The following is a 13,178-nucleotide window of genomic DNA, read 5'->3' as shown; positions in this document are numbered from 1 at the left end:
GACTTGCATGTATTAGGCATGCCGCCAGCGTTCGTCCTGCGCCAGGATCAAACTCTCCAATAAAGTATTGAAAAGAGCGATTAGCTCATTTTGAATCTGACGAGATTAAAAATCTCATTTTCGCTTCAAAATCATACAGTCAAAAGACTTGTACCAATTTCTCAGCTTTTCGATCTTACATGTAAGATCATTACTCACTCGTTGTTCAGTTTTCAAAGATCAAACTTGTTAATGTATTTCTCTATCGCGTCAACGCTGTGTTTCAGCGGCGACTTAAATAATATAACATATCGATTAGATCAATGCAACACTTTTTTTCTTTTTTTTATTTCATAGATTTTAGATACGTAATAACTCTACCAAAATCCATTGAAATAATATAGATAAGAATAAAATAAAACGTATGGATATATTATCACACATACAACGAATTAACAATTAATTTACAACTTTTCGTTTACTTCTAGTTCACATTCAATCATTTGCTCATTCTTTTCCTCTTATTTAAAGTAGAGGCCAGCCTTCAACATAGGCCGGCCTCTTCTTAACCATCAGGATCTGCGATCCTGTCTGTATTAACTAAGACTGTATCCAGGGATTACGACGTTTTTTGGTTGAATTACGTTTCTCCGCCTCTGAGTTACGTCTTCCATTTGCAGAAGAAACAGATACTTTGGATGTTCTTTTACCACTTGATTTGCTTGTTCTGCGTTTTGCAGTGCCAGTTTTTGCAGAAGCTTGCTTGGTTTTGCCTCCTGCTTCCGTTACTTCTTCTCCCGATACATTGGACTGGCTTAAATCCACTTCTTCACGTCCACCTTTTTTAGTTCCAACAGTGTCTTGAGCTGGGTACAGTTCCCCAAAAGCTCCCAGTGGAGATGGGGGCACCATGTTTTGTGAAGGATACGGATTCTGATATGCATACTCTACGGGCTGGTTTGGTACTATGTTTGGCCCCATATGTGTCTGTACACCGTACGGGTCATATGAACCATACATTCCCCACGCAGGATCCTGATAATTGTATCCAGGGTGGCCGTAATGCGGGTTATGCATATGTCCGCCACATCCACAAGGTGGATACGGGAGTGTTGAGTAAGGGGAAATAAACGGCTGCTGGTTCATATGTGTATCAGCAACAAATGGAGGAAACGGGCTGTTGACTTGTGCAGCGGGTGCGACTGGATAAAAATTGTCCTGCTGATGTTCAGGAGCCAAATTCGGCATATAGTTATTGTGGTTCTGCTCTGTCCATTGACCTTGGTAAGAAGGGCTCACCGAATAAGGAGTAGCTTCAGGTAACCCTGGGAACCCAGAATTGTGATTAAATCCAGCAATATGAGATGATTCAGGAACAGCATAAACCTCTTGAACAGGAACAGGGATTTGAGCATATGGATGCTCAGCCGGCGCATGATGCAATTTTTTCCCACAGCCACAAGGAGATTTGGTCGCAGGTGAAACGACTGACGGCGACTTCGTATTAGGGATGGCTGGTAGCGGCATAATCTCAGGAGAAAGATTAGGCATGGTGTATGTTGGCACTTCCGGCAAAGGCTGTACTTCGGCAACTGGGGCGACCTGTTCTTTTTTCTCAGGTGCCTTCTCCGGTTTAACCTCAGGGAGCTCAGGTAACTGCGGCAGTACTTCTAATTCAGGCATCACATTTGGCATGACAGGATTTGCTGGTAAAGGTGCTGGTGCTGGAGTAGGAGCTGGCGTCTCTTCTACTGCCTTAGGTATTTCCGGTGCTGGTGGTGCTGGTGGTACCGGCTCTTCTTTGACGCCTGTATATTCCTTGCCTTCAGGCGAAAGCTTTTCATGAGCAGCAATATTACCCGCACTGCTTCCCGTCACCGTGTTTCCCTGTACATGTTGGGACGGGATATAGACTGTTTCTCCAACAAGCAAGGCATTCGGGTTTTTCAACTGAGGGTTTGCGTTGATCATATCCTTCAATGAGACTCCCCAAGCCTGAGACAACTTCCATAAAGAATCCCCCTGCTGGACTTTGTGACTGTGCAGTATTCCTTCCGGTTTTGGTGTTACGGGATCTGCAGGAATTTTAACTTTCATACCGATATCCAGCTTGTCGGGATCAGTAATTTGCGGATTAGCCGCAATAATTTTGTCCAGGCCCACATTATATTTTTGGGACAGTAAATATAGCGTGTCGCCTTTTTTCACCATGTGTATTTTCACGGGGAACTAACCTCCTAGACGTGTTACTTGGGCAGTGCATTCGCCCATACCGTTACTACATCCTATGCAGAAACTGGGCTAATGACATCATCTAAACAAAAAAAATCCTCCCCGCCTCCAAAACCCGCATCCTATTAGGGATGCTGATTTTATTGGACAAGAAGGATATTGCATTTCAATATGTTTAGAAGGGTTAAGCTTCCCAAACCTTATAACCGTCTTTGTCTACAATTTGACGGAACGCTTCGAGCAGCCTCAACGTGACTGGGCCAGCTACACCCGATCCAATTGTTCTTCCATCAACCTCATATGCAGCGATGACTTCTGCAGCTGTTCCCGTGAAAAAGACTTCGTCAGCGATGTACACATCATGCAGGGTAAACGGAACTTCTTTTAGCTCCAGATCGAGTTCACCACATAAATCGATGATGGCCTGACGCGTGATTCCTTCGAGCGCTCCGAGGTAACATGGCGGCGTATAGACTACCCCATTTTTGATAATGAATATGTTGTCACTTGATCCTTCGGTAACATATCCTTGGGAATTCAGCATGATTGCTTCGCCAACACCTGCATAGTTGGACTGGATTTTAACAAGTATGTTATTCAGATAATTTAATGATTTGATTTTGGGATTCAGTGCATCCGGGATATTCCGGCGTTGAGATACAGATACGGCCTTTAACCCTGTAAGATATGCTTCCTCAGGATAAATTGCCAGCTGCTCCACAATAATAATAACAGACGCTTTCGGGCATCGCAGCGGATCCAGACCCAGATTACCAGGTCCACGAGATACGATCAAACGGATATAGCCGTTACGCATATCATTGCGGCGCACTGTTTCTGCCATTACTTCTAGCATTTCATCATAGGATAAAGGAATGTTCAAACTGATCGATTTTGCCGAATCGTACAAACGGTCCAAATGCGCTTTGCATCTGAAAATATTGCCGTTATAAATCCGGATACCTTCAAAAATTCCGTCCCCATACAAAAAGCCGTGATCATACACGGAAACGGTTGCGTTCTCCTTGGTTACATATTGACCATCCAGATAAATCCACTGTTCTGACATGGATGACTGCACCTCCGTTTAATTTCCAATCATTATCTCCCGATTCTTGACTTGCTCCATTACATTGTACAACATGTGGCAAGCTTTTACGTTCACGTTTTACCCATCTCAGTGCCAATCCTCAGCAAATCCTACCCGTTTATCAGGTAGTTTTCAATGAAGGATATGTATAGCAGGGATAACTACCCAGAACACGGACCTGACAATTCAACGCCTCGATCTCAGCCATGGCTGCTGTGAGCAATACGGATTCTACGGTTTCCTCAACATCGATATAAAAATAGTAACTGCCCAGCCTTTTCTTCGTAGGACGAGACTCCAGTCTAGTCAAATTCAGCTTTCTCCAGGCGAATGCGGACAATACCTGATGTAGAGCACCAGGTGCATCTTCAGGCAGTGTAACCAGCAAACTTGTTTTCACATGATCCGGCTCACGTTGAATCTGCACTGGCTCATGACCAATAAGTACAAAACGAGTGTAATTGTTATCATGATCAGTCACCCGTTCAGCCATGATATCCAATCCATGCTTTTGTGCAGCAAGGCGGGTGCCAATAGCGGCCCAGCCCTTTCCGGGATTCTTTTTTACCAACTCGACCGCTTCTGCAGTACTATTGACGCCCTCAAGCTCAGCCTCCGGGGAATGAAGACGGATAAAGTTATGGCACTGCGGAATGGCTACCGGATGAGACATGATCTTGGTAATTTTGCTGAAGTCATATGCACCGCTCCCGTCAGCGAACTCGGAACCATGTCCAATCACATTTTGTATGGAGGGATACACCCACTCCGCTTGCATAGGAATATCCACTTCGTTAACCAGCCAGTCCATATGCAAACTAACGGAGCCTTCAATTGTATTTTCAATGGGAATGACGCTATATTGTGACTTGCCACTGTCCGTGGCGCGAAACACATCAGAAATCAGTTTGGAATGAAGCAGCTCCAGCGGTTCCCCATTAAACAGAAATTCTACAGCTTCATGGGAAACGGAGCCTTCAGGTAATACGGCAATTCGTTTCATGCTTTAACTTCCCCTTTAATTCGGTCCAAAAAAGGACGTTCATCTTGATCAGGCAGCACGGTTACACCGTCTAGGTCCGGATCCAGCCATAGCGGCGTTGCATTAATGCCTTCCTTGCCCATAGTCTCCATCAAATACTGTTCCAGCTCGGCTTTGCGGGGATCATGCCGATCCACCAATGTCAGAACAGTTGGTCCGGCTCCACTTAGTGCAGCTCCCAAAGCACCATACTCTACAGCATGTTCCAAAATTTCAGTCATGCCGGGTACCAAAGATGCCCGGTATGGTTGGTGAATACGATCCAGCATCGCCCTTTGTATCATATCCAGCCGCCCGCTGGCCAGCGCTGCAACCAACAGGGAAGACCTGCTGATATTATGCACGACATCCGACTTGTCAAATTGCTGTGGAATGACATTTCTTGCTTCGGAAGTCGATAGTTCGAAGTCTGGCACAATGACCAACGTCTGCAAATCCTGATGCGGCTCAATACGGATGTGATCCACACGACGGCCATCCCAAGCAGCCGCAATAATCCCCCCATATAGAGAAGCCCCCACATTATCCGGGTGCTTTTCGAGCGAAGTAGCCATATCCATTAACTTATCGTCAGATAGCGGAGAACCAATTAATGCGTTCGCGGCAGCCAGAGCACCAACTATGGCAGATGCGCTGCTTCCCAGTCCGCGGGTAAGAGGAATGTCCGAAAACATGGAAATCTCCAGTTCAGGAACAGACACGCCTGCTTCATTGAATACCATCTGTGCGACTTCGTAGATTAGATTAGATCTATCCGTTGGCAAACCATTCAGATGATCTCCATACAGATGAAACACCGTCTGTTCGGACGGCTTCATCTCAATCCAGGCATACAAAGACAATGCCATGCCCAGGGTATCGAACCCTGGACCCAGATTGGCTGTACTTGCAGGTACTTTTACTGTAACTCTTTGCTGCAAACTCATACGGATTGCTGCTCCAGCTGTGCAATAGCCGCCATAACCGCTTCTTCCGAATCATCTACTACAAGCGGCTCTGTTGCTACCGTTTTGATCGCAATGTTCGGATCTTTCAAACCATGACCCGTCAAGACACATACAACCGTCTCTCCGCCTTTAAAGTATCCTTCCTGCTTCAATTTATATACTCCCGCAACCGAAGCAGCCGATGCCGGTTCAGCGAAGATACCTTCCCGTGCTGCAATCGTGCGATATGCTGTCAGGATTTCCTCGTCCGTTACATAATTGATCTGTCCACCGGACTCTTCAGCCGCGGTTACAGCGGTCTTCCAGCTAGCCGGGTTACCAATGCGGATCGCAGTGGCCACAGTCTCTGGCTCAAGAATTGGCTCTCCCTTAACGATTGCCATCGCGCCTTCTGCCTCGAATCCAACCATCCGCGGTAAGGAGTCCGATTTTCCCGCCTCTTTGTATTCTTTGAAGCCTTTCCAGTAAGCAGAGATATTCCCTGCATTGCCGACTGGAATTGCCAGTACGTCAGGTGCTTGACCCAGTTGATCAACCACTTCAAATGCAGCTGTTTTTTGACCTTCGATGCGATAAGGATTCACAGAGTTCACCAGGGTGATGGGGTGCTTCGCTGTAATCTCACGTACAATTTCCAGTGCACGGTCGAAGTTACCGTTAATCGCAATCACTTTGGCCCCATAGATCATGGCCTGTGCCAGCTTGCCCAGTGCGATGTTATTGTTAGGGATCAATACGATGCAGTTCAGACCACCACGTGCTGCATATGCTGCAGCAGCTGCAGAAGTATTACCCGTGGAGGCACACATGATCGTACGGCTGCCCTCTTCCATCGCTTTTGCAACAGCCATTACCATACCGCGGTCTTTGAAAGAACCACTTGGGTTCAAGCCTTCGTATTTGAAATATAAATTCAGTCCAAGTTCCTTGGACAGATTTTCGGCATGAATCAGTGGAGTGTTTCCTTCCTGAAGCGTAAGCATAGGTGTATTTTCATTAACCGGAAGGTACTCTTTGTACGTTTGCAGCAATCCTTGATATCTCATTGTAGTAAGCTCCTTTATGATTAAGTAATACGAATATGAAGACCTGAAATTCTAGTATTAAAAATTGTACATTCAATTTAACCTAGCAATTCGAATGGTACAGAATTAGAACAATAACCTTACCCCTCAACCCGATATACACTCTTGATGCGGCGTATTACGCTAAGAGATTCAAAGTGTTTCAACACTTTATCCATGCTTGCCTTGCTTGCATTATGAGTAACGATGATGATCTCGGCATCCGGGTTATGCTCGTTCGGCTGTTGAACGACCGAAGCCAGGCTGACTTCATACTCGGCAAAAATTTGCGTGATTTGCGCCAACACGCCCGCTTTGTCGTCCACGTGCAGCAAAATGAAGTTCTTTGACATGATCTGTTCATCGCTTTGCAGACGCTTCTGCTTGTAAGGAACGATGGCCTTAAGTCCGTTTACGCCAAGCTTCAGATTTTTGATCACAGCCACCAGATCTGCAACGACGGAAGTGGCCGTTGGAAGTTCACCCGCCCCCGCACCATAGAACATCGTTTCGCCTACTGCTTCTCCATGAACATAAACTGCATTGAACACCCCATTAACGGAGGCAATCGGGTGACTCTGTCTCACCATGGTAGGCTGAACACTGATATTAATCTCGTCATCACGGCAATCCGCAATTCCAAGGAGTTTCATCTCATAACCGAGTCTTCTGGCATACGTAATGTCCTCACGAGTTACGGACGATATACCACTAACCGCCACATCTTGGAGCTCCACATTGGTGCGGAAACCCAGTGTTCCCAATATTGCCATTTTGCGAGCGGCATCCAGTCCCTCCACATCCGAAGTTGGATCGGCTTCCGCATAACCCAGAGCCTGTGCCTCTGCGAGGACCTCTTCATAAGAAGCGCCTTCCTGGCTCATTTTGGTCAAAATAAAGTTCGTTGTTCCGTTCACAATCCCCATAATACGGGTAATCCGGTCAGAGGAGAAACCTTCAATCAGGGTGCGGATAATGGGAATCCCACCAGCTACGCTGGCTTCATAGAAGACATCACATTTCTTCTCCTGTGCCTTCGCTAAAATCTCGGATCCATGGAGAGCCATCAGATCCTTATTTGCCGTGACAATATGTTTCCCTCGCTCCAGCGCTTCAAGAATATACTCCTTCGTCTGTTCGATACCACCCATAACCTCCACGATCACATCGATGTCCGGGTGGCGAATCACTTCCCACGGATCTTCTGTCAGTTTGGCTCGATCCACTGCAATGACGCGATCCTTAACCGTATTTTTTACAGAAATCTTCTCGATAACAATCGGTGAGCCGACCTGACTGCTCAGATCCTCCTGGTTTCCTTCCACGATGCGAACAACCCCGGTACCTACTGTTCCGAGTCCCAATAATCCTACTTTTACCGGTTTCACCAACGATCTACCCCCTAATGTCTTTTATGTCTGCCACCTCTGTACACCCTCTATGTACAATGAAGCAGTTTTTTTCATATATCCGGACGTTATGAGATAAAATCCAGTTAGCCCTGACCAACAATCCGTGTGCGCCGAACCCCCGGCATATCCTGCATCCGATCCAACATTTCACCGATTTCTCCGTGAAGATGTGACGTCTCTACCGAGATAACGACATTGGCTCTTCCTTGAAGCGGAATACTCTGATTAATCGTGAGTACGTTGGCTCCATATCCAGCCACATGTCCCAACACGCGAGACAATATACCAGACTGATGCTCCAGATCAATCGATATGGTGACGATTCTTTCCCGTTCCAATTGGTTGATGAGGTGAATTCCATCCTTATACTTATAAAAAGCACTTCGGCTTAATCCGACCTGCTCTACCGCTTCATGCACTGTTTTGACATCCCCCGAAGCAAGCAGCTCTTTCACCTGCATCGTCTTCACCACTGCTTCCGGCAAAATGTCTTCCCGTACTAAGTAATAGCGTTCATTCACAGAACGTCCTCTCCTCAAAGACTCATGTTTTCATATAGTGGACATTATATCGGATCTATACTAAAAGGGCAATACGTTACATGTCTATTTTTTCAAAAGCGTTTCTCAAAGTATACAAGGTTCTCCCTGCCTCATGTTAGGAAAAAACAAAAAAAACGCAGAGCAGCGGGTCATTTCCCACTTCTCTGCGTCTACATGTTCTTTTATATTTGCGCAGCCATACATTAAATTTCACATATCAAACTTAATAGTAGCTGCTGCCTTCAACAAATTCGAATTCAAAATCACCAATGCGCACAATCGTGCCTTCTTCAGCACCACGTTTACGGAGCTCTTCATCCACACCCATATGACGCAGTGTACGCGCCAGTTTAAGGATAGCCTCATGCGAGTTCAGCTGCATCCGTTTCATCATGCGATCAATCTTGGCACTCTCAACAACAAAGATTTCATTCTCCCGCACAATACGGAAGCCTTCGTCCTCTTTCTTATCCAGACTGTACACTTTGCGTTCAGATATGTCCGCTACTTCCTCCACCACGACTTCGTCCGGAATCTGATCAAGCAGATCGGCCGCACGATACAGGAGTTCCTGAATCCCCTTGCGAGTCAGGGAAGAAATTGGCATGATCTCAATATCCGGCTGAACTTCACGAACCTTTTGCATAAATTGCTCCAGATTCTCTTCCGATTCCGGCATATCCATTTTGTTCGCTGCCACAATCTGAGGTCTCTCCGCGAGTACCGGATTGTACAGCTTCAGCTCGTCATTGATTTTAACCCAGTCCTCAAACGGATCGCGTCCTTCCGAACCAGACATATCCACAACGTGAATAATGATGCGGGTACGTTCGACATGGCGCAAAAACTCGTGCCCAAGTCCGATGCCTTCATGAGCACCTTCAATCAATCCTGGCAAGTCGGCCATAACGAAGCTGCGTCCTTCACCTACACCGACTACGCCCAGGTTAGGTGTAATGGTCGTAAAGTGATAGGCTCCGATCTTCGGCTTCGCCGCTGATACAACGGACAATAGTGTAGATTTCCCTACACTCGGGAAACCAACCAAACCCACATCCGCCATAACTTTAAGCTCAAGCACAATATAGCGCTCTTCGCCCTCTTCACCATTTTCGGCAAGTTCAGGAGCTGGATTATTCGGTGTGGCAAAACGGATATTCCCCCGGCCACCTCGGCCACCACGCGCAACAACAACCTGTTGACCATGTCGCGTCAGGTCCGCCAATACCTCTCCACTGTCTTCATCCAAAATCACAGTCCCAGGTGGAATACGCACAATCATGTTCTCAGCGTTCGCACCATGCTGACTTTTATTGCGTCCCTTCTCACCACGAGGGGCCTTGAAGTGACGCTGGTAACGGAAATCCATCAAGGTACGCAGGCCTTCATCCACACGGAAAATGATGTCAGCTCCTCTGCCTCCATCACCACCGGCAGGTCCGCCGTTTGGTACATACTTCTCACGACGGAACGAAATAAGTCCGTCCCCTCCGTCTCCTGCTTTTACATAAATCTTCGCTTTATCTACAAACATGGCTACCCCTTCTTCCTATATTCCACACGGCATTCTAAATTGTATAAACGTGTCTTCAGACGGAAGCTGCTCCGTTCTGACTTTTTTTCCTTTGAGTACGGCATTAAGCTGCCGCAATGTTTCCGGATCGGGTGTTTGATCCCCGTCCAGCCGAACAACCACATCCCCATGGTCTTGTCCGAAGTTCAAGGTCAGTTTGCGAACCTCTCCCCAAGACGACCGGCCGCCACCGTATTGATAGGCTCTGATTGCATCTGCAATTGCCCCCGTAAGCGACTCGCCATCCTCGGGAGAGATCAGAGCACTAAGCTGCAATTCTTCCTCGACTTCCACATGCAATTCCAGAGCTGCGCCACTGGCACGAAAAGACTGGAGATAAAAAACGAGTGAGGGAATGCCTAATTTTGAAATCCGACTTTCCTCGGTTACCCGTTCTTTTATTCTTTCCACACATTGCACGGATTTATCAAGTTTGCCCAGCCGAAGATATCCATATAACACCTGAAGATCGTTCATCCAATCATGCCGATGATGATTTAGTGATGCAATTGCTGTCTTTTCCATAGATTGTATGATGGTTCTGCGTTCCGCTTCCGCCTGCCTCTTCATCACATTCATTGAAACAAAGATTACGGCCACGGACCACAATGCGCATACAGCACTCGAAATGGCTGCCGGATACAGCACAACGAAAACCAAAGGAATCAGAAGTGAACATGCCGCAATCCACGGCACTCTTTTCCAAGATTTCATGGCTTCTCCCCGTTCTACAAAACTCGGTTGGTTTTAAACCCCACCGTAACCAAGTATAACATGTCTTTTCTGCCAGTTCATTATCGAAAACATCTATACATGTTTAAATACAAAGAGCCTCCGGCAAAATTGCCGAAGGCTCCTTAGGCGGAATGCCGATATTATGCTTTTACTGCAGCTGCTACTGGAGCAACGTCCACAGGGTAGATGCTTACTTTTTTGCGATCGCGTCCCCAACGTTCGAATTTCACAACGCCGTCCACTTTCGCAAACAAAGTGTCATCTTTACCGATACCCACGTTCGTACCTGGGTGAATTTTTGTTCCGCGTTGGCGAACAAGAATGCTACCACCAGTTACTGTTTGACCGTCAGCACGCTTAACGCCAAGGCGTTGCGCTCTACTGTCACGACCGTTCTTCGTGGAACCTACACCTTTTTTCGATGCGAATAACTGAAGATTTAATTTCAACATGATTGGTTGTCCTCCTTCTTTACTTATTTGAGTTGCTCTATCTTAATATACTTCCCGTATGACTCTGCAATATCAGTGAGCATAAGAACCATAGATTCGAGCAGCAACTGCACCTGGGACCAAGTTCCGTCTCTCTCCAGCACTGGCAAAGAAGCGCTTAAAAAGCCATTCTTCATTTTGGCATCCATTTCGACACCGGTCAATGCTTCGATCGAATTCACCGTACCCACTGTAACAGCGGATACCCCGGCACATACGATATCTTCTCCCCGCTTGGCATAATTGGCATGCCCTTTGATGGAAAAGCGATCGATGCTCTCGTCATCGTTACGAAAGATCTGAACGATAATCACTTATCGCACCCTCTTACGCTTGGATTTTCTCGATAGTTACTTTAGTGTACGGTTGACGGTGACCTTGCTTCACATGGTAGTTCTTTTTCGGTTTGTATTTGTATACAACAACCTTTTGACCTTTGCCATGTTTCTCCACTTTAGCCGTTACAGTAGCTCCGGAAACCAATGGTGTACCTGCTGTCAAACCTTGATCGTTAGATACAGCCAGGACACGGTCGAACGTTACGCTTTCGCCATCGTTCGCAGTCAATTTCTCGATGAACAGAACATCGCCCTCTTGGACTTTGTACTGTTTGCCGCCTGTTTCAATAATTGCGTACATTTGCCTTGCACCTCCTCATGTCTCAGACTCGCCCGGTCTCAGGTGACAGCCTCCTTGCGGAGCTGTTCTTGTACCCGGCCAGTGCGGTTACAGCATGTGCAAGACCAATAGGCTAAACACATACCTGATGATTATATCATCATCGCGAGTAAAAATCAATGCAATGGTGAAATATATCTTTTACCTGTCCCGTGACAAGAAGAACAGGGCTCCACATAAGGAAGTGTACTTTCTTCCCGGACTTTTTTACGTGTAAGTTCAAGCAGACCGAGCTTGGTCCAGCCCATGACAAAAGCTTTGGTTCGATCTTTTTTAAGTTCAGCCTCCAGCGCTGCAGCAACTTCCTGCCGATTGGTCGCTTCCTCCATATCGATAAAGTCCACAATGATCATGCCACCAATGTCCCGCAAACGCATTAAACGTGCAATTTCGACGGCTGCCTGCATATTGGTTTCCGTTACGGTTTCTTCCAGACTATCCCCGCCGCCTCCGGTAAATTTGCCTGTATTAACATCCACCACGGTAAGTGCCTCTGTATGATCTATGACGATGTAACCTCCGCCGGGCAGCCATACTTTGCGTGCAAAATCCTTATTGAGCTGTTCTTGAACACCATACGCAGCAAAGATGGACTCTGCGCCCCGATAAACCTGTACCTTCGGCTGATGACCCGGACAGATCTCCTCCAGTAAAGCCCTCACCTCCCGGGCTTGTCCTTCACTGTCTGTAATAACCTCATCGCTGCCTGGAGTATACACATCCCGAATAATTCGCTGAACCATACTGTGATCCCGATGCAACAGGCTCGGTGAAGGCAAACTGTCTGCTTTTTCGCATATCAAACGCCACTGCTCACGCAACGATTCCAAGTCAGCCTCTATGGCTTCCCGCTGCTCTTCTGCGGATACGGTTCGAATGATCAGCCCTTCCTCCCCACGTCTGAGCTGATCTCCCAATGCCTTAAGACGGGAGCGGTCCCCTTCACGGGCAATCTTCTTCGAGACAGCTATGTAGTCCGCTATCGGCATGTAGACAAGCCATCGGCCCGGTAGTGAGTAATGTGTCGTCACCCGGGCTCCTTTGCCTCCTACCGGCTCTTTCAGAACCTGAACGATGACATCCTGACCTGGACGAAGCAATTCGGAGATTGAAGGTTTCACCTTGGGTTGTTTCTCCAAATGAGGGTGCAGGACATCATCCACATATAGAAAGGCATTTTTTTTCTGACCTATATCCACAAAAGCAGCCTGCATACCCGGTAGCACGTTGACGACCCGTCCTTTGAAAAACGAACCAAGCAGTCCGCGTTCGCGCGTACGTTCTGCTGTAAATTCCACAGCTTTGCCTTCTTCCAGAAGCGCCATTTGCATGAGGTTGTGTTCATTATGTACGATCATTTGTTTCATGGCTTGACCTCTAGAAGACAATTCAA

General features: G+C 46.9%; 13 protein-coding genes and 1 other annotated feature. All 13 genes read right to left on the bottom strand.

Going from position 1 to position 13,178, the window contains the following annotated elements; all coding sequences use genetic code 11:
- Window positions 1-579: 579 nt before the first annotated feature.
- Window positions 580-2,202, bottom strand: a complete 1,623-nt coding sequence (locus CHI14_RS28210; RefSeq protein ID WP_095293328.1) for a LysM peptidoglycan-binding domain-containing protein — start codon at window positions 2,200-2,202, stop codon at window positions 580-582.
- 193 nt (window positions 2,203-2,395) lie between these two features.
- The gene (gene ilvE / locus CHI14_RS28205; RefSeq protein ID WP_095293327.1) at window positions 2,396-3,280 is read right to left on the bottom strand and encodes a branched-chain-amino-acid transaminase; all 885 of its coding nucleotides are present in this window, start codon (window positions 3,278-3,280) and stop codon (window positions 2,396-2,398) included.
- Window positions 3,281-3,422: 142 nt separating this feature from the next.
- Window positions 3,423-4,304, bottom strand: coding sequence for a prephenate dehydratase (pheA, locus tag CHI14_RS28200; RefSeq protein WP_095293326.1), 882 nt, complete (start codon window positions 4,302-4,304; stop codon window positions 3,423-3,425).
- On the bottom strand, window positions 4,301-5,269 hold the full coding sequence (gene thrB / locus CHI14_RS28195; protein ID WP_095293325.1) for a homoserine kinase: 969 nt from the start codon (window positions 5,267-5,269) through the stop codon (window positions 4,301-4,303). Before thrB ends, pheA begins: the two co-directional genes overlap by 4 nt.
- Window positions 5,266-6,336, bottom strand: a complete 1,071-nt coding sequence (gene thrC, locus CHI14_RS28190; RefSeq protein WP_095293324.1) for a threonine synthase — start codon at window positions 6,334-6,336, stop codon at window positions 5,266-5,268. Before thrC ends, thrB begins: the two co-directional genes overlap by 4 nt.
- A 119-nt stretch (window positions 6,337-6,455) precedes the next feature.
- Window positions 6,456-7,742, bottom strand: coding sequence for a homoserine dehydrogenase (locus CHI14_RS28185; RefSeq protein WP_095293333.1), 1,287 nt, complete (start codon window positions 7,740-7,742; stop codon window positions 6,456-6,458).
- 107 nt (window positions 7,743-7,849) lie between these two features.
- On the bottom strand, window positions 7,850-8,287 hold the full coding sequence (locus CHI14_RS28180; RefSeq protein ID WP_024633956.1) for an ACT domain-containing protein: 438 nt from the start codon (window positions 8,285-8,287) through the stop codon (window positions 7,850-7,852).
- A gap of 244 nt (window positions 8,288-8,531) precedes the next feature.
- Entirely contained in the window at window positions 8,532-9,842 is a 1,311-nt protein-coding gene (obgE, locus tag CHI14_RS28175) for a GTPase ObgE (RefSeq protein ID WP_095293323.1), read from the bottom strand.
- Window positions 9,843-9,857: 15 nt separating this feature from the next.
- Complete coding sequence (locus CHI14_RS28170) at window positions 9,858-10,595, bottom strand: Spo0B domain-containing protein (protein ID WP_095293322.1); 738 nt, start codon at window positions 10,593-10,595, stop codon at window positions 9,858-9,860.
- 161 nt (window positions 10,596-10,756) lie between these two features.
- Window positions 10,757-11,068: a 50S ribosomal protein L27 gene (gene rpmA, locus CHI14_RS28165; RefSeq protein ID WP_095293321.1), complete on the bottom strand. Its 312-nt coding sequence runs from the start codon at window positions 11,066-11,068 to the stop codon at window positions 10,757-10,759.
- Window positions 11,069-11,091: 23 nt separating this feature from the next.
- Complete coding sequence (locus CHI14_RS28160) at window positions 11,092-11,421, bottom strand: ribosomal-processing cysteine protease Prp (protein ID WP_095293320.1); 330 nt, start codon at window positions 11,419-11,421, stop codon at window positions 11,092-11,094.
- 13 nt (window positions 11,422-11,434) lie between these two features.
- Window positions 11,435-11,746, bottom strand: a complete 312-nt coding sequence (rplU, locus tag CHI14_RS28155) for a 50S ribosomal protein L21 (protein WP_095293319.1) — start codon at window positions 11,744-11,746, stop codon at window positions 11,435-11,437.
- 14 nt (window positions 11,747-11,760) lie between these two features.
- Window positions 11,761-11,845: a sequence feature (ribosomal protein L21 leader region), on the bottom strand.
- A 56-nt stretch (window positions 11,846-11,901) separates the two neighbouring features.
- Entirely contained in the window at window positions 11,902-13,152 is a 1,251-nt protein-coding gene (locus CHI14_RS28150) for an Rne/Rng family ribonuclease (RefSeq protein WP_095293318.1), read from the bottom strand.
- Window positions 13,153-13,178 lie beyond the last annotated feature (26 nt).

The organism is Paenibacillus sp. 7516, assembly GCF_002272715.1.
GTDB lineage: Bacteria > Bacillota > Bacilli > Paenibacillales > Paenibacillaceae > Paenibacillus > Paenibacillus illinoisensis_A.
Note: the sequence above shows the minus strand (reverse complement) of the source record. Positions and strands in the feature narration are given on the sequence as shown.

Excerpts from the sequence above, each read along its gene's own strand:
- CHI14_RS28150 (WP_095293318.1), bottom strand. The coding sequence starts at position 13,152 with ATGAAACAAATGATCGTACATAATGAACACAACCTCATGCAAATGGCG.
- ilvE (WP_095293327.1), bottom strand. The coding sequence starts at position 3,280 with ATGTCAGAACAGTGGATTTATCTGGATGGTCAATATGTAACCAAGGAG.
- rplU (WP_095293319.1), bottom strand. The coding sequence starts at position 11,746 with ATGTACGCAATTATTGAAACAGGCGGCAAACAGTACAAAGTCCAAGAG.
- pheA (WP_095293326.1), bottom strand. The coding sequence starts at position 4,304 with ATGAAACGAATTGCCGTATTACCTGAAGGCTCCGTTTCCCATGAAGCT.
- CHI14_RS28170 (WP_095293322.1), bottom strand. The coding sequence starts at position 10,595 with ATGAAATCTTGGAAAAGAGTGCCGTGGATTGCGGCATGTTCACTTCTG.
- rpmA (WP_095293321.1), bottom strand. The coding sequence starts at position 11,068 with ATGTTGAAATTAAATCTTCAGTTATTCGCATCGAAAAAAGGTGTAGGT.
- obgE (WP_095293323.1), bottom strand. The coding sequence starts at position 9,842 with ATGTTTGTAGATAAAGCGAAGATTTATGTAAAAGCAGGAGACGGAGGG.
- thrB (WP_095293325.1), bottom strand. The coding sequence starts at position 5,269 with ATGAGTTTGCAGCAAAGAGTTACAGTAAAAGTACCTGCAAGTACAGCC.
- thrC (WP_095293324.1), bottom strand. The coding sequence starts at position 6,336 with ATGAGATATCAAGGATTGCTGCAAACGTACAAAGAGTACCTTCCGGTT.